The 16750-nt window shown below is 70.9% G+C and carries 13 protein-coding genes; 11 read left to right on the top strand and 2 right to left on the bottom strand.

What is annotated here, in order from left to right:
• Positions 1–45 precede the first annotated feature (45 nt).
• Positions 46–966, top strand: coding sequence for a hypothetical protein (locus ACGH48_RS17085; protein WP_396289474.1), 921 nt, complete (start codon positions 46–48; stop codon positions 964–966).
• Between the two features lie 165 nt (positions 967–1131).
• The gene (locus ACGH48_RS17080; protein WP_396289473.1) at positions 1132–3570 is read left to right on the top strand and encodes a lamin tail domain-containing protein; all 2439 of its coding nucleotides are present in this window, start codon (positions 1132–1134) and stop codon (positions 3568–3570) included.
• A gap of 159 nt (positions 3571–3729) precedes the next feature.
• Here ACGH48_RS17080 and ACGH48_RS17075 read toward each other — a convergent pair whose 3' ends face one another.
• Positions 3730–4239, bottom strand: a complete 510-nt coding sequence (locus tag ACGH48_RS17075; protein ID WP_396289471.1) for a hypothetical protein — start codon at positions 4237–4239, stop codon at positions 3730–3732.
• A 171-nt stretch (positions 4240–4410) separates the two neighbouring features.
• On the opposite strand from ACGH48_RS17075, the gene ACGH48_RS17070 reads away from it, so the two are divergent.
• The 8 genes from ACGH48_RS17070 (at position 4411) to ACGH48_RS17035 (ending at position 14831) form a co-directional block, all read left to right on the top strand.
• Positions 4411–5253: a PhzF family phenazine biosynthesis protein gene (locus tag ACGH48_RS17070; RefSeq protein ID WP_396289470.1), complete on the top strand. Its 843-nt coding sequence runs from the start codon at positions 4411–4413 to the stop codon at positions 5251–5253.
• A gap of 202 nt (positions 5254–5455) precedes the next feature.
• Complete coding sequence (locus ACGH48_RS17065) at positions 5456–6814, top strand: extracellular solute-binding protein (protein ID WP_396289469.1); 1359 nt, start codon at positions 5456–5458, stop codon at positions 6812–6814.
• 107 nt (positions 6815–6921) lie between these two features.
• Entirely contained in the window at positions 6922–7872 is a 951-nt protein-coding gene (locus tag ACGH48_RS17060) for a carbohydrate ABC transporter permease (protein ID WP_396289468.1), read from the top strand.
• Positions 7872–8771 carry a carbohydrate ABC transporter permease gene (locus tag ACGH48_RS17055; protein WP_396289467.1) on the top strand — a complete coding sequence of 300 codons (900 nt, stop codon included), beginning with the start codon at positions 7872–7874 and terminating at the stop codon, positions 8769–8771. Before ACGH48_RS17060 ends, ACGH48_RS17055 begins: the two co-directional genes overlap by 1 nt.
• 37 nt (positions 8772–8808) lie before the next feature.
• Positions 8809–11925 carry an alpha-mannosidase gene (locus ACGH48_RS17050; RefSeq protein ID WP_396289465.1) on the top strand — a complete coding sequence of 1039 codons (3117 nt, stop codon included), beginning with the start codon at positions 8809–8811 and terminating at the stop codon, positions 11923–11925.
• Positions 11926–12232: 307 nt separating this feature from the next.
• Positions 12233–13204 (top strand): hypothetical protein, encoded by a 972-nt coding sequence (locus tag ACGH48_RS17045; protein WP_340197721.1) that lies wholly within the window; start codon positions 12233–12235, stop codon positions 13202–13204.
• Positions 13205–13237: 33 nt separating this feature from the next.
• A complete protein-coding gene (locus ACGH48_RS17040; RefSeq protein ID WP_396289464.1) occupies positions 13238–13978 on the top strand; it encodes a histidine phosphatase family protein in 741 nt (246 codons plus the stop codon).
• A complete protein-coding gene (locus ACGH48_RS17035; protein WP_123311890.1) occupies positions 13968–14831 on the top strand; it encodes an NAD(P)H-hydrate dehydratase in 864 nt (287 codons plus the stop codon). The genes ACGH48_RS17040 and ACGH48_RS17035 overlap by 11 nt, the downstream gene beginning before the upstream one ends.
• Before the next feature lie 135 nt (positions 14832–14966).
• Here the strand turns inward: ACGH48_RS17035 and ACGH48_RS17030 are convergent, their stop codons facing one another.
• A complete protein-coding gene (locus ACGH48_RS17030; protein WP_396289462.1) occupies positions 14967–15404 on the bottom strand; it encodes a YdeI/OmpD-associated family protein in 438 nt (145 codons plus the stop codon).
• A 198-nt stretch (positions 15405–15602) separates the two neighbouring features.
• On the opposite strand from ACGH48_RS17030, the gene ACGH48_RS17025 reads away from it, so the two are divergent.
• On the top strand, positions 15603–16745 hold the full coding sequence (locus tag ACGH48_RS17025; RefSeq protein WP_396289460.1) for an ABC transporter substrate-binding protein: 1143 nt from the start codon (positions 15603–15605) through the stop codon (positions 16743–16745).
• Positions 16746–16750: the final 5 nt, after the last annotated feature.

Raw genomic sequence — 16750 nt, 5'->3', positions numbered from 1 at the left:
GCGAACGACGTATCCGCCAGGTGCGCGGCTGACGACGGGGGACAGATGACGGACAACGGGACCGACGGCACGATCGACCGACGCTGGGCGAAGGTCCGACCGCTCGTCTTCCGCACGATCATCGGCGCCGTCGTCGCGGCCGGGCTCGTCGGGATCGTGGCCGTGCTGCTCGGCGACTTCGGACGGGTCGCGGTGCAGCTGCTCCTGACGATCGTCGTGGTCGTCGTCTTCGCGCTGCTGTCCTGGTACGACGCCGACGTGTCGTCGCGCCGATCGGGCACCTTCGCGTTCGCCAGCATCGTGACCTCGATGTACCTGCTCGTCGCCGGGCTGTACAAGGTCTGGCTCGCCCCGACGAACCCGTCCGGTGGGGACGACCTCTGGCTCGTCGCCGAGCGGTTCTGGCACTGGATCTGGCTCGTCGGCGTCGCCCGGGTGGCGCTCCTGCACGTGCACCTGCTGCTCGTCATCCACCGCCGGTACCCGACGCCCGCGCTCCAGGTCGTCGCCAAGGCCACCGTCGGCGTCATCGCGCTGCTCGCGCTCCTGCTGTCGATCCCGCTGCTCGCACCCGACGTGGACTACGCGCGGGGGTACTGGCGACTCGTGTGGGTGGTGGTCATCCTCGACCTGCTCGGAACGGTCGTCGTGCCGCTCAGCAACGCGCTCTTCCGTCCGAGGGGCACCGCCTCGGCGCCGGCGGTCGGTTCGTGGCCGACGCCGGAAGCGCAGCCGGCAGTGCCCCCGACTGCGCCCGCGGCGCCCATCGCGACGTGGGGTGCCACCCCGGTGCCGGACGCCCCGACGGCTGCCACGGCCGTCGGTCCGGACGGCGGGGACCGGTACCGGTACGAGCCGCGTCCGGCGTCGTCGCGTGCCCTGGCGTGGCCGCGGTACGTCGACGGCACGCCGCTGCCGGCGCTGCCCGACGGGTCGCCGGACTTCTCCGGGGTCGCGCAGGGCTGAGAGTCGCGCGCTGAGGGGTCGCGGTCACTGAGGGGTCGCGGGGGCTGAGGGGTCGCCGCGCTGGGGCGCCGCGCGACACCTGTCGTTCACCGTCCGGCCACCGGTCGGACGCGCAGGTGCTGAACAGTCGTGCAGGTCTCCCCTCCCCTCCCGAGAAGGACCTGCATGCGCACTCCTGCCCTGCGCCCCCACTCCCTGCGGCTCGGTGCCGCGGTCGTCACCGCGCTGGCCGTCGGCGTCGCCATCGTCACGGCCAGCCCGGCCCTCGCCGCCGTCGGTGACGACGACCCGAGCGTCGGTGCGGCCGCCGCGAACGGCCTCGTCGTCAACGAGGTCGAGTCGAACGGCGACGACACCGACTGGGTCGAGCTGCAGAACACGTCGACGGCGTCGATCGACCTGACCGGCTACGCGTTCCTCGACGACGACAGCACCCACGACGCCTACGTCCTGCCCGCCGGCTCGACGATCGCCCCCCGCGGGTACTTCGTCATCGACCAGCTCTCGGCCACCGCACCCGGGTTCGACTTCGGGCTCGGCGGCGCCGACACCGCGCGGGTGTACGACCCCGCCGGCGACCTGGTGCTCCGGTACTCGTGGACGAGCCACGCGGTCGTCACGTACGGCCGGTGCGCCGACGGGACCGGTGCGCTCGTCGACACCACCACGTCGACGAAGGGCATCGCCAACGACTGCTCCTCGCCCGTGCGCATCAACGAGGTCGAGTCGCAGGACGGCACCCCCGGCGACTGGGTGGAGCTGACCAACGTCGGCAGCGCCACGGTCGACCTGGGTGGGTACGTCCTGCAGGACAGCGAGGACGACCACGCGTACACGATCCCCGCCGGTACGACCGTCGCGGCCGGTGGCTTCACCGTCCTCGACGAGGCGGACTTCGGCTTCGGACTCGGCAAGGCCGACTCCGCCCGGGTCGTCGATCCGCGGGGTGCGCTGGTCGACTCGTACTCGTGGACGGCCCACGCTGCCGCCACGTACGGCCGCAACCCGGACGGCACCGGCGACTTCGCCGACACCGCCGAGGCGACGAAGGGAAGCGCGAACCGGTTCGCCGGAGTCGTCACCGCCGAGCCCTGGCCCGGTGGCCCGGACGAGACCGTGCTCGACGACGAGGACACCTTCACCGGTGACCTGAGCGGCATCGACTGGACGACCTCCAAGAGGTCGCGGGACGGCCAGCTCTGGGCCGTGCAGAACGGCGACGGCCTGCTCTACCACCTGACTTCGGACGGCCAGGGCGGCTGGGCGCCGTCGAGCGCCGCGGGCACCGACCTGCGGTACGCCGACGGCACGGGCACCCCGGACGCCGAGGGCGTCACCGTCACGAGCGACGACCCGGGCGCCGTGTACGTGTCGACCGAGCGGGACAACGACGTGTCGAAGACCAGCCGTCCGTCGGTCCTGCGCTACGCCACGACCGACGGGTCCGAGTCGACCCTGCGCGCCACCGACGAGTGGAATCTCGCCGCGGACTTCCCCGGGCTCGGCGCGAACGCCGGGCTCGAGGGCGTCACCTGGATCCCGGACACCTGGCTCACCGCGCACGGCTTCGCCGACGAGCACACCGGCGCGGCCTACGCACCGTCGAGCTACGCCGGACACGGCGAGGGGCTCTTCTTCGTCGGCGTCGAGGGCACCGCGAGCGTGTACGCGTACGCCCTGATGGCGGACGGCTCGTTCCAGCGCGTGGCCACCATCGGTACGCCGTTCGCCGTCGTCGCCGACGTGCAGTTCGACCCGACCCTCGACGCGCTCTGGGTGGTGTGCGACGACGCCTGCGCCGGACGCACCACGCTGTACGAGCTGACCAACGGTGCCTTCACCGCCGCGAAGGTCTTCGAGGCACCGTCGAACGCCGACCGGACCCTCGCCAACGAGGGCTTCGCGGTCTCCGGCGTCTGCACCGACGGGGAGCGCGCAACGTTCTACGCCGACGACAACGACACGGACGGGTTCTCGCTGCGCACGGGGACGTACCCGTGCGAGGGCGGTGGCACCGACCCGGGCACGGAGCCCACGCCGACCCCGACCCCGGGCGACGGTGGCACGGCGCCGACGCCGGTTCCGACCCCCACGCCCACGCCGGGCGACGGTGGCACGACGCCCGCGCCGACCCCCGGGACCGGTGGATCGACGCCGACCCCGTCGCCGGCCGCTCCGATCGCTCCGGTGGCTCCGTCGGAGACCGGCCTGTCGGACACGAATCGCGGAAGCGTCTCGGCCCCGTCGTCCGCCCGCGCGGGGGAGACCATCACGGTCACGGTGGGCACGCAGTACGCCGGCGACCGGTTGAACGTGTGGCTGTACTCGACCCCGACGCTGCTCGGCACGGTGCCGGTCGCCGCCGACGGCACGGTGCGCGTCACGATCCCGGCCGACGCTCCGGCCGGCGAGCACCGCATCGTGGTGACGGCCACCGACGGCACGGCGCTGGGCTGGACCCCGATCACGATCACCGCTGACGGGCAGCTCGCGTTCACGGGCGCCGAGGGCCTCGGTGCTGGAGCACTCATCGCGATCCTGCTGCTCGCGGCGGGAGCCGGCGTCCTGATCGTCCGCCGTCGTAGGGCGGTGGCTGCGGAGTAGTCCCCAGTCCCCGCGGGCGCACTTCGTGAGCAGGAATGGTCGGGTTCGCACAGCGGACCCGACCATTCCTGCTCACCATGTGCGGTGGGCGCGACCGCGGGGCGGACGGGAGGCGCGGTGCGGGACCGCCACGGGCCTCCCGTCCGCCCTGTGGGTGCGTCAGCCGTCGGTGCGCAACGTGTTCGAGTCGTCCTGACCCGGGATGGCGTCCTTCGTGGTCCAGCCGTACCAGCGGCCGTCGATCTCGGTGACCGCGCGGCCGTCGCCGCAGGTGACGAGGCCCTTCGTCGGGAGCTCCTCGGGCAGGAAGTCGGCGGTCATCGCGGTGCCGCCGTACGACTCGTCGAGCGGCGTGCACGCGTCCGTGTCGACGCCCTCCTTCGAGGCGAACCCGATGACGTACCCGGGTGCCGAGGCGTTGAGGCGGACGTCGATGTCCTTCGCGTCCTCGGGCACCCACTCCGGCATGAAGAACGCCATGTCGTCCGACTCGCCGGAGCGCGGCGCGTCGGAGTACGTGGCGAAGTGCTTCTGCGGGGTCTTGTTCGGCACGATGTCCTGGATCGCGCTGCAGCCAGCGGTCAGCAGCAGGGCGGAGAGCGCGGCGGTCGAAGCGAGGGCGATGCGGAGGGTCCGGCGGGCGGTGGTGGGGCGCGTGTCGATGCTCATGGACCCAGTCTCGTGACGGATCACCTGCTGAAACATCACGTGCACACCCGGAGTCGTGCGGGGGTTACCCCCACCTGTCGAGTCACCCGAACGTCGGGCCACCCGAACGTCGGGCCACCCATCGCCGATCGGCCCGCGCGGACGGCCCCGGCCCCGCAGTAGCGTCAGGGCATGCAGCAGGAGATCCTCCGGTACACCGCCTTCGCCGCCGAGCCCGGAGGTGGCAACCCCGCTGGGTTGGTCCTCGACGCGGCGGCGCTGTCCGGCGACGAGATGCTCGCGATCGCCCGCGAGGTCGGCTACCCCGAGACCGCGTTCGTCGTCGGCACCACGGCGAGTGGCCCGCGCGTCCGCTACTTCTCGCCAGGTGCCGAGGTGCCGTTCTGCGGGCACGCGACGCTGGCGCTCGCGGTGGCGCTCGCCGAACGCGACGGGCTCGGCCGCCGGGTGTTCACGACGGCAGCCGGCGAGGTCGCCCTCGACGCCACCACCGGTCCGGACGGGGCAATCCAGGTCGCGATGACGAGCGTCGAACCGGCGACGCGGGACATCGATCCGGCGCGGCTCGCGCGGCTTTTCGACCTGCTCGGGCTCGAGGCCGCGGACATCGCGCCGGGCTTCCCGGTGCTCGAGTCCTTCGCCGGCAACTGGCACCCGGTGCTCGTGCTGCACGACCAGGAGCTCTTCCACCAGTTCCGCTTCGCACCCGGGCCCCTCGCCGACCTGCAGCGCGAGGCCGGGTGGGAAGGAACGGTCACGGTGCTGCACCGGACCGGGGAGCGTGAGTACGAGGCGCGGAACCTGTTCCCGGTCGGCCGCATCACCGAGGACCCGGCGACGGGCTCGGCGGCGGCCTCGACCGGGGCGTACCTGCGCGAGGTCGGTGCCGTCGAGCCGGGGGGCCGCGTCACGATCCGGCAGGGGCGCCACGTCGGCCGTCCGAGCCTGCTGCTCGTCGACGTCCCCGCGTCCGGCGGGATCACCGTGACGGGGAGCGCGACACCGATCTCCTGACGGAGGTTCCTTCCCAGAACGCACGCGATGGGAAGCGGAATCGGGCGTACCTGGTCGAAACTTCGGACCAGGTACGCCCGATTCGGCAAGGTGCGCCCGAACCAGCGCGAGAAACTCCTTGACACGGATAAGTCCATACGCTGGACTAATCCTGCGCGCGGGCGATGGAGCCCGCGGACGTCACCCGTGCAAAGGAGCACCGATGAAACGCACCCGCATCATCGCCGGACTCGCAGCCGTGGCCGTCGCCGCGGTCGGCCTGGCAGGCTGCTCAGCCTCGGGGTCCGCCTCGAGCGACACGATCAAGATCGCGTACCAAAAGTTCGGCGCCTTCCAGCAGCTCGACGCCCAGATGAAGGTCGTCAAGAAGGAGTACGAGAAGGACAACCCGGGCAAGAAGGTCACGCTCGTCCCGATCCAGGCCCAGGGCAACGACTACTACACGAAGCTCGCGCTCATGAACAAGGCGCCCGCGACGGCTCCCGACGTCATGTACGAGGACACGTTCCTCGTCAAGGCCGACGCCGAGGCCGGCTACCTCCTGCCACTCGACAAGTACACGGACAAGTGGAAGGACTGGGACCAGTTCTTCGACAACGCCAAGCAGGCCGGGCAGGGTGACGACGGCAAGATCTACGGCGTCCCGATGGGCACCGACACCCGCGCGCTCTGGTACAACAAGGACATCTTCAAGTCCGTCGGACTGCCCGTGCCGTGGGAGCCGAAGACCTGGGACGACGTGCTCGCCGCGGCGAAGACGATCAAGGACAAGAAGCCCGACCTGATCCCGTTCAACATCTACTCGGGCAAGGCGCAGGGCGAAGCGTCGACCATGCAGGGCTTCGAGATGCTCCTCTACGGGGCGGACGGCTCCGGCAACACCCTCTACAAGGACAAGAAGTGGGTCACGGGCTCGGAGCAGTTCGTCGACTCGCTGCAGTTCGTGAAGGACGTCTACCAGGGCGGCCTCGGCCCGACACCGCAGCAGGCGCTCGACACGAACGTCGGCACGACCATCGCCCAGACGTGGCTGCCGAAGGGCAAGCTCGCGATCGACCTCGACGGTTCGTGGCAGTCCGGCACGTGGCTGAAGTCCGGCACCGCGCCGTGGGCCGAGTGGAACGACGTGATGGGTCAGGCGCCGATGCCGACGCAGAACGGTCAGGACCCGGGATGCAACTCGATGTCCGGTGGTTGGACCCTGGCGGTCGGCGCGAAGTCGAAGAACCCGCAGGCGGCGTTCGACTTCATCACGAGCTTCCTCGACAAGGACGGCTCGCTGAAGTACGACACCGAGAACAGCCAGATCGCCGTCCGCAAGGACGTCGCGGACGACACCGCCTACACCGACGCCAACCCGACGTTCAAGTTCTTCTCCGGACTGGTGGAGAACACGAACTTCCGCCCGGCGACGAGTGACTACTCGCAGGTGTCCAACGCGATCCAGGTCGCGATGGAAGCGGTCATGACCGGGCAGCAGACGCCGAAGCAGGCGGCTGCCGCGTACGACAAGGCCGTCACGCAGGTGGTCGGCAAGGAGAACACCGTCTCCGCTGGTTGACGGACGTCACCCAATGACGGACTGGAGGCGCGGGGCGGTCCCGCACCGCGCCTCCCGTCCGTCCTTCCCCACCTTCGGAACCCCTCCGCACCCGGAAGGCACCCATCGTGTCCAGCACCCCCCTCGCGCCGACGCTGTCGGCGCCCGGTGCGCCGAAACGCACCGATCCACCCGTGCCGCGCAAGCGGCGACCGCTGCGGAACGTCGGCCGAGCGGTTCCGCTCCTGCCCGCCCTCGTCCTGCTCGTCATCTTCCTGCTCGGCCCCGTCATCTCGTCGTTCTACGGGTCGTTCACGAACTCCGCACTCACCGGCGCCGGCGCTGCCGACCAGCAGTTCGTCGGCTTCCAGAACTACGTCGAACTCTTCCAGGACCCGGACTTCCCGAAGTCCGTCATCCTGACCATCGTGTTCCTGCTCGCCTCGGCAGTGGTGGGCCAGAACGTGCTCGGGCTCGGCCTCGCGCTCCTGATGCGGTCCGCCAACAAGGCCGTCCGGGCGATCGTCGGCACCTTCGTCGTCGCCGCCTGGGTCCTGCCCGAGATCGTCGCCTCGTTCGCCGCGTACGCGTTCTTCAACGACGAGGGCACGCTCAACAGCTTCCTGGCGTCGATCGGCATCAGCGGGCCGAACTGGCTCTACACGTTCCCGATGTTCGCCGTGATCCTGGCGAACATCTGGCGCGGGACCGCCTTCTCGATGCTCGTCTACTCGGCCGCCGTGCAGGAGGTCCCCGAGGAGATCACCGAATCGGCGGAGGTCGACGGCGCGACCGGGTGGCAGCGTCTCGTGTACATCACGCTCCCGGTGATCCGGCGGAGCATCTCGACGAACCTCATGCTGACGACGCTGCAGACGTTGTCGGTGTTCACCCTCATCTTCGTGATGACCGGTGGCGGACCGGGCACGAACTCGTCGACCCTGCCGATCCTGGCGTACCAGGAGGCGTTCAAGTTCTCGCAGCTCGGCTTCGGGACCGCGATCGCGACCATCCTGCTCGTGGTGGGGGCGGTCTTCTCGATCATCTACATCCGCGCGCTCAAGCCGGAGGTGGACTGATGGCCATCACTGCCCCGTCCCTCGACCCGACCTCGACCCGTGCGGTGACCGCTCCCGGTTCACTGCACATGACGTCACCGCGCGGCCGCACGATGCGGTGGGTGGCGAACGTCGTGCTGCTCGTCATCGCGGTGTGCTTCGCGGTCCCGCTGCTCTGGCTCGTCCTCGCCTCGGTCGACACCCAGGCGTCGCTGTCGGTGAAGCTGCCGGCGCAGTTCACGCTCGACAACTTCGCGAAGGTGCTCACGCCCGAGCTGTCGTTCATCCCGCTCGCGAACAGCCTGCTGCTCTCCGGCGGGACGGCGATCGTCACCGTGGTCTTCGCACTGCTCGCCGCGTACCCGCTGTCCCGCTACAAGATGCGCGTCAACAAGCCGTTCCTGTACAGCATCCTGTTCGGGACCGGCCTGCCGATCACCGCGATGATGGTGCCCGTCTACGCGCTGTTCGTGTCGCTCAACCTGATCGACAACGTGTGGGGCTGCATCTTCTTCCTCGCCGCGACCAGCCTGCCGATGGCGATCTGGATGGCGAAGAACTTCATGGACTCGGTGCCGATCTCGCTCGAAGAAGCAGCGTGGACCGACGGCGCCTCGATGATGACCACCCTGACGCGGATCGTCATCCCGCTCATGCGTCCGGGCATCGCCGTCGTGTTCATCTTCGTGTTCATCCAGGCGTGGGGGAACTTCTTCGTCCCGTTCGTCCTGCTGCTCTCGCCCGAGAAGGTGCCCGCCGCGGTGAGCATCTTCAACTTCTTCGGACAGAACGGGGCGGTCGCGTACGGACAGCTCGCCGCGTTCTCCATCGTCTACTCCGTGCCCGTCATCGCCCTCTACGTGATCGTGTCCCGAGGCCTCGGCGGCGGCAACGCCCTCGCCGGCGGCATCAAGGGCTGATCTGCTGGCCCCGGCCGGCCCACTCGAAAGGAACCACATGCACAAGGACGAACCGCTCGTCGAGGCCCGGATCGCCCGCCTCGTCCGCGACCGTGTCGACCCCGCCGTCCACCGCCGCTCGGCGCCGGTCACGATCGAGGCGTGGGAGGTGCCGGGTGAGCCGGTGCCGTTCGACTCCGCCGTCCAGCAGGCGTACGAACCGTTCACCGTGGGCAGCGCCTGGGGCGGCCGGCCGTGGGGGACCACCTGGTTCCGCATCACCGGCACCGTGCCGGCGGACTTCGGTACCGCGCCCGGGACCACCGCGGAGCTGCTCGTCGACCTCGGGTTCACGAAGCGGCACCCGGGGTTCCAGGCCGAGGGACTGGCGTACCGCACCGACGGCTCCACGATCAAGGGCGTCGAGCCGCGGAACGACACCGTGCCCGTCGAGGTCGGGCCCGGGGAGTCCTTCGAGCTGTACGTCGAGGCCGGTGCGAACCCGGACATCGGCGGTGACTCGTTCCAGGGGGCGACACCGCTCGGGTCGCGCTCCACCGCGGGCGACGAGCCGATCTACCGCGTGCGTTCGCTCGAGCTCGTCGAGCGCGACGACACCGTGTGGGAGCTGCAGCAGGACTTCTGGGTCCTGCGCGGCCTGATGGCGGAACTCCCCACCGACGGGACCCGCGGCGCCGACATCCTGCACGCGCTCGAGCTGGCAGCGGACGCCCTCGACCCCGACGACGTCGCCGGCACCGCCGCCGACGCCCGCGAGGTCCTCGCGCCCGTGCTGGCGGTCCCCGCGAGCGCTGCCGCACACCGGGCGATCGCCGTCGGCCACGCGCACATCGACTCCGCCTGGCTCTGGCCGGTGCGCGAGACGATCCGCAAGTGCGCCCGCACCTTCTCGAACGTGCTCGACCTGATGGACCGCGACCCCGACTTCACGTTCGCCTGCTCGTCCGCGCAGCAGTACGCGTGGATCCGGGACGGCTACCCGTCGATCTGGGCCCGGATCAAGCAGCGCGTCGCCGAGGGCCGCTGGATCCCCGTCGGTGGCATGTGGGTCGAGTCCGACACCAACCTGCCCGGTGGCGAAGCCCTGGCACGACAGTTCGTCGCCGGCAAGCGGTTCTTCCTCGAGGAGTTCGGCATCGACACCCCCGAGGCCTGGCTCCCCGACTCGTTCGGCTACTCCGGGGCGCTCCCGCAGATCGTCCGAGCGGCCGGCTCGAAGTGGTTCGTCACCCAGAAGCCGTCGTGGAACGAGACGAACGTCATCCCGCACACGTCCTTCCACTGGGAGGGCATCGACGGCTCCCGCATCCTGACGCACCTGCCGCCGGCCGACACCTACAACTCCGACGTCTCCGCCGCCGACCTGCACCGCGGTGAGCGGAACAACAAGGAGCGCGGCGTCGCGAACACCTCGATGCTGCTCTACGGCTTCGGCGACGGCGGCGGTGGACCCACCCGCGAGATGGTCGCCGCAGCCCGACGCCAGCACGACCTGGACGGCTCGCCGCGCGTGCAGCTCGGCACCCCGGCCCAGGTCTTCGAGGAGCTCGAACGGGTGCTGCCGACCCCCGGCGTGTGGTCCGGTGAGATGTACCTCGAGTTCCACCGCGGCACCTACACGTCGCAGATCCGCACGAAGCAGGGCAACCGCCGCTCCGAGCACCTGCTCCGCGAGGCCGAGCTGTGGGCGTCGACCGCGGCCGTGCGCCTCGGGCTCGACTACCCCTACGAGGAACTCGAGCGCGCCTGGCACACCGTCCTGCTGCAGCAGTTCCACGACATCCTGCCCGGGTCCTCGATCGCCTGGGTCTACGAGAACGCCGAGGAGAACTACGCGCAGATCGCCGAGGTCCTCGAGGGGCTGATCGGCAACGCGACGACCGCGCTCGCGAACGGGGGTGCTGCGGCGCTCGCCGGGGTCGGGGCCTCGTCGTCGGCCGCCGCCGGCGGCAGCAGTGCGCTGCTCGATGCGCCGTCCGGCTCCGACGCCGTCGGTGGCAGCGGCTCGTCCGGCAACGTCGTGCGCTTCAACGCCTCGCCGGTCGCGGCAGGAGACGCAACCGCCCTGGGCGGTTCGCTCGGCTCGGCGCCGCGACCCGTGCCTCCCGTCCGCTCCGGCGACCACTTCGTCTTCGACACGGGCGTCGTCACGGCGACCATCGACGCAGCCGGCCACGTCGTGTCGCTCGTCGACCGCGCCAGCGGCCGCGACGCGATCGCACCGGGCGCGGCCGCAGCCGAGTACACCGTGTTCCGCGACACCCCGAACCAGTGGGAGGCGTGGGACATCGACCGCGCGTACCAGCGCAACGGCACCGTGCTGACGGCCTCCTCGGTCGCGATCGACGGCTCCTCGCTCGTGGTGGAACGGTCGTTCGGGTCGTCGACGCTCACGACCCGGTACTCGGCGGTCGCCGGGCTCGCAGAGCTGGTGATCGAGACCGAGGTCGACTGGCACGAGCACCAGAAGCTGCTGAAGCTCGCGTTCCCGGTGGACGTCCGTGCGTCGTCCGCCTCGAGCGAGATCCAGTTCGGCCACATCGACCGGCCGACCCACCAGAACACCTCGTGGGACCACGCCCGCTTCGAGACCTCGGCGCACCGCTGGGTGCACGTCGCCGAGCCCGGGTTCGGCGTCGCGGTGGCGAACGACTCCACCTACGGGCACGACATCACACGCTCGACGCGGCCGGACGGCGGGACCACGACGCTCGTGCGCGAGTCGCTGCTGCGCGGGCCGACGTTCCCGGACCCGAACGCCGACCAGGGGCACCACGTGTTCCGGACCGTGCTGCGGGTGGGGGCGTCGGTGCTCGACGCCGCCGACTCCGGGTACCGGCTGAACCTGCCGGTGCGGACGGTCGCGGGTTCGACCACGGTCGACCCGCTCGTCTCGGTGTCGTCGCCGCAGGTGTTCGTCGAGGCCGTGAAGCTCGCCGAGGACCGCTCCGGTGACGTGATCGTGCGCCTGTACGAGGCCTCGGGCGGTCGAGCGACCGACGTCGGGGTGTCGTTCGGGTTCGACGTCGCGTCCGTGACCGCCGTCGACCTGCTCGAACGCCCCGTCGACGCATCGTCGTGGCGGGCCGGGGAGCCCGTCGTGCTGACCCTCCGTCCGTTCGAGATCGTGACGGTGCGGGTGCGTCGGGCCTGAGGCAGCGGGCCCCTCGGTCCCCCTCGGGGGGAGAGACCGCGGCGCCGGACGGGACACGGGTGCGTTCCGTCCGGCGCCGTGTCGTGTGCGGGGTGGGTGGGTGGCTGGCCTGGTCGTTTTGGGGGTAGGTGGTCGAATCGGGCGTACCTGGTCGGAAGTTCCGACCAGGTACGCCCGATTCCACTTGGCATCGCGTCCGCGCTGGGAAGGAACGTTCTCCCTCCACAGGCGGGCAGGCCTGGAGGCCCGTCCACAGACCTCGACGTCGGCCGCCTGGGCGCGTGGCCGGTCGGGCATCGTCTCCTCCATGAACGAACCGCTGCCCATCCTCCGGGCCTCGCCCACGCGTGAGGCCGGCCTCGACGCCACCACCCTGCGCCGCCGGACCCGGCTCCACGGTCCGGGCAGACTCGTCCGGGCAGGGCCGAACGCGTTCGTGGACGGGGCGGCGTGGGATGCGGCCGGGCCACGGCAGCGGTACGTGACCCGTGTGCACGCGCGGCTCGGTCGGCTCGGCACCCGCGCGACGGCGTCGCACGACTCCGCGGCCGCGGTGCACGGGCTGCCGGCGCTCGGCGGGTGGAGCGTCCCGGTACACGCCACGGTGCCGGAGTCGATGTACCGGGGCAGGACCGCCGAGCTGGTCCTGCACACGCGACCGGTGTCCGGCGCCGAACGGGTACGGGTCGGCGACCTCGCGGTGACGGCGGTCCCACGGACGGTGATCGACATCGCGATGGCCGGCGACCTGCGGACCGGGGTCGTCGTGGCAGACGCCGCGCTGCGCAGTGGGATCGGCGCGGACGACCTGTGGCGAGCGGTGCACCCGAGTGCTCGCGGGCGTGCCCGGGCCGCCCAGGTGCTCGACCTGGCCGACGGGCGTTCGGGTTCCCCGGCGGAGTCACTCGCGCGCGTGGTCTTCCGCGAGCTCGGGCTGCCCGCTCCCGTGCTGCAGCAGGAGTTCGTCGTCGACGGTCGCCGGTCCGCCGTCGACTTCTGGTTCCCGGCCGAAGGCGTCGTCGTCGAGATCGACGGACGCGCGAAGTACACGCAGGAGCGCTACCTCGGCGGCCGAAGCCAGACCGAGGTGTTCCTGGACGAGAAACGTCGTCATGCCAGGCTGCTCACGGTGCCGGGTGTCCGGACGATCATCCGGCTCGAGTGGCGTGACCTGTTCGACCTCGATGCGTTGGCACTGCGACTCCGCGCCGCCGGGCTGCCGTGCGCGATCCGCCCGGTCCGGAGCGCTCGGTCCACCGCGGTCGGTGGGCGTCGGTGAGCCGGCTCAGCGCGGCCTGGTTAGCGTGGCGGCATGGCAGTGCAGGAGATCTGGCTCGTCCGCCACGGTGAATCGCTCGCGAACGTCGCCGCCGCCCGGGCCGAGGCCGCGGGCGACGACGTCATCGACGTCGAGTACCGCGACGCCGACGTCCCGCTCAGCCCGCTCGGTGAGGCCCAGTCGCGGTCGCTCGGACAGGAACTCGCCGACCGCGGCATCGACGACGTGCCCGTGGCGCTGTGGGTCTCCCCGTACCTGCGCGCGCAGCAGACCATCGAGATCGCGCTCGGGGCCGGCGGGCTGGCCGAGCCGGAGAGGCGGGTGGACGAGCGGCTCCGCGACCGCGAACTCGGAGTCCTCGACCTGCTCACCCTGCAGGGTGTCCGGAACCGACACCCCGACGAGGAACGTCGCCGGCAGTGGCTCGGCAAGTACTACCACCGGCCTGCGGGCGGCGAGTCCTGGGCCGACGTGATGCTCCGGCTCCGGTCGGCACTGAGCGACGTCGAACGGATCGAGGGCACCGAGCGGCTCGTCATCGCGGCGCACGATGCCGTCGTGATGCTGATCGTGGCGGTGTGCCTGGACCTCGACGAGCCGACGCTCATGGAGTTCGCCCGGACGCACGCGGTCGCGAACGCCTCCCTCACCCGGCTCCGCCGCGACCGTGCGGGTGCACCGTGGGTGCTCGAGGAGTTCTCCTCCGTCGGCCACCTCGACGACGACGAAGTCACCGCGCACACCGGACGGAAGGACGACGAGCATGCCCGCTGAACCCATCACCCCGAACTTCCTCCGTGACTGGCCACTCCCCGAGGCCGGTGCCGGCAAGTACGGGCGCGGGCAGGTGCTCGTCGTCGGCGGCGCCGCGCGGACACCGGGAGCCGCGATGCTCTCGGCGCTCGCCGCACTGCGGGTGGGAGCGGGGCGACTCACCCTCGCAGTGGGACGGAGCATCGCGAACGAGGTCGCCGTCGCCGTGCCCGAGTCCGGTGTCGAGCCGCTCGACGAGGACGCGGACGGTCACGTCGCCGTCGGCGCGATCGAGGGGATCGCGGACTCGGCCGCGAGCGCGGACGCGGTGTTGGTCGGCCCGGGACTCGACGATCCCGACGGCACCCGTGACCTCGTGGCCGGACTCGCCGGCGTCGTCGGACCGCAGACCACGATCGTGCTCGATGCCTTCGCCCTCGGGGTGGCGGCCGACGTCCGGGAGCTGCTGGAACCGCTCCGTGGTCGGCTGGTGATGACGCCCAACTCCGGCGAAGCCGAACGGCTCCTCGGTCGGGAGGGCAGCGACGACGACGTGGCCGACGCGATGGCGATCGCGCAACGGTTCGGGGCGGTCGTTGCCCTCGGTGACGCCATCGCGACTCCTCGGGGGCGTTCCTGGATCAAGGGCACGGGCTCCGGTGGGCTCGGGACCAGCGGGAGCGGCGACGTCCTGTCGGGTGCGGTGACGGGCCTGTTGGCTCGTGGCGCGGAACCGGCGCAGGCGGTGGCGTGGGCGTCCTACGTGCACGCTGCCGCGGGGGACCGTCTCGCGGTGCAGGTAGGGCCGCTCGGCTACCTGGCGAGCGAACTCGTGACCGAGATCCCGCGGGTGCTCGTCGAGCTCGGCGCCTGACCGCGCCGGTTCGTTCCCAGAGCGCGCGCGATACCTCACACTTTCGGGCGTACCTGCCAAGAACTTCCGACCAGGTACGCCCGATTCGACCAGGTACGCCCCGCCCCGCCAGCCCAGCCGCCAGCCTCGCCCGCCTCAGGCCTGCAGCGCCTCCACGGCCTTCGCGATGCGCCGCGCTCGGGTCTCCGGCGCCTTCGCCTGCGACACCGGGTCGGCGAGCGCTCGCTGTCGCGAGTTCGACAGGGTGTCGAACTCCGCACGCACGCCGGCGTCCTGCAGCGCCGCCGCCAGGTCGTCGGGCAGGTCGATCGTCCGGGGCTGCGTGTCGACGACGAGCGTGACCTCGACGGTGTCGCCGGCAGCGATCCCGGCGGACTCGCGGTGTGCTGCGGACAGCGGCACCAGGAACTGCTCGTCCATGACCCCGACGGTGGACCGGTAGGTGTAGCCACCGTTGATCGTGACGACCACGGGCGGGCGCTTCCCCGAGCCGAGCGCATCGATCACGGACGACGGGACCGGGAGCCCGGTGGCCGTCTTCCTCGCCAGCAGGACCGTCGTCGTGAACTGCATCCGTGCCTCCAGGCCGATGTGGGCGCGACCGTGCACCCGTGGTGGGAAATCAGCAGAACCGTACAGGCGTACCGGCTGTTCCGCCACCGTTCACCGCGGCAGCACGGGACGGAAACCGGCCGCCTCCACGATCGTCCCGGGCCGACAACCCCGGCTCCACCCGAAGGACCCGCAGCACCCACCCGAAAGGCACCTCCCGTGCAGCACAAGCGCACCATCGCCGGCATCGCCCTCGCCGCCGCAGCGATCGTCACCCTCGCCGGATGCTCGGCCACGAGCTCGGCCAGCACGACGAAGGACGACACGAACTGGAAGACCGCCACGAGCGCCGAGGCATCCGGTGGCATGGACGCCCTCGTGAAGGCCGCGAAGGCCGAGGGGCAGCTCAACGTCATCGCGCTGCCGCCGTCGTGGGCCAACTACGGCAAGATCATCGACGGCTTCACGAAGAAGTACGACATCACGGTCAACTCCGCGAACCCGAACGGCTCCAGCGCTGACGAGGTCGCCGCGGTGAAGTCGCAGAAGGGCCAGTCGACCGCGCCCGACGTGCTCGACCTCGGCAACGCCGTCCTGCAGGAGAACCTCGACCTGCTGACGGACTACAAGGTCGCGAACTGGGGCGACATCCCGGACACGCTCAAGGAGCAGGACGGTGCGTGGACCCGCGACTACACGGGCCTGATGTCGATCGGGTACGACTCGTCGAAGATCACCGACGCCCCGAAGGACCTGAACGACCTGCTGGGCTCCGAGTACAAGGGCAAGGTCTCGATCGCGGGCGACCCGACGCAGGCGAACCAGGCCGCGTCGGCGGTGTACCTTGCTGCGCTCGAGAACGGCGGCTCGGCCGACGACATCACGAAGGGCGTCGACTACTTCGGCAAGCTGAAGCAGGCCGGCAACTTCCAGAACGTGCTGCCCACGCAGGCCACGGTGGCGTCGGGTGAGACCCCTGTCGTCATCCAGTGGTCGTACAACAACCTCGCGTGGGGCCCCGCAGCGGGTGCGAGCGGCAACAAGAACTGGAAGACCGTCGTGCCCGAGGGCCAAGCGCTCGGCTCGTACTACTCGCAAGCCATCAACAAGGACGCCCCGCACCCCGCCGCAGCCCGTCTGTGGCAGGAGTACATCGCCAGCCCCGAGGCGCAGAACCTGTACCTGCAGGCCGGTGCGTTCCCCGCGACCCTCGCCGCCATGGAGCAGTCCGGCAAGGTCGACCAGGACGCCCTCGACGCCGCCGGCGGCGCGCCGAAGGACTACGTCGAGCTGACCGACGCGCAGGTCGCCGACGCCGCGAAGGTGCTGTCGGCCAAGTGGTCCTCGACCATGGGGTCCTGAGCAGC

This window comes from Curtobacterium pomorum (assembly GCF_044497295.1).
Classification (GTDB): Bacteria; Actinomycetota; Actinomycetes; order Actinomycetales; family Microbacteriaceae; genus Curtobacterium.
This window is presented reverse-complemented; position numbering and strand designations above follow the sequence as displayed.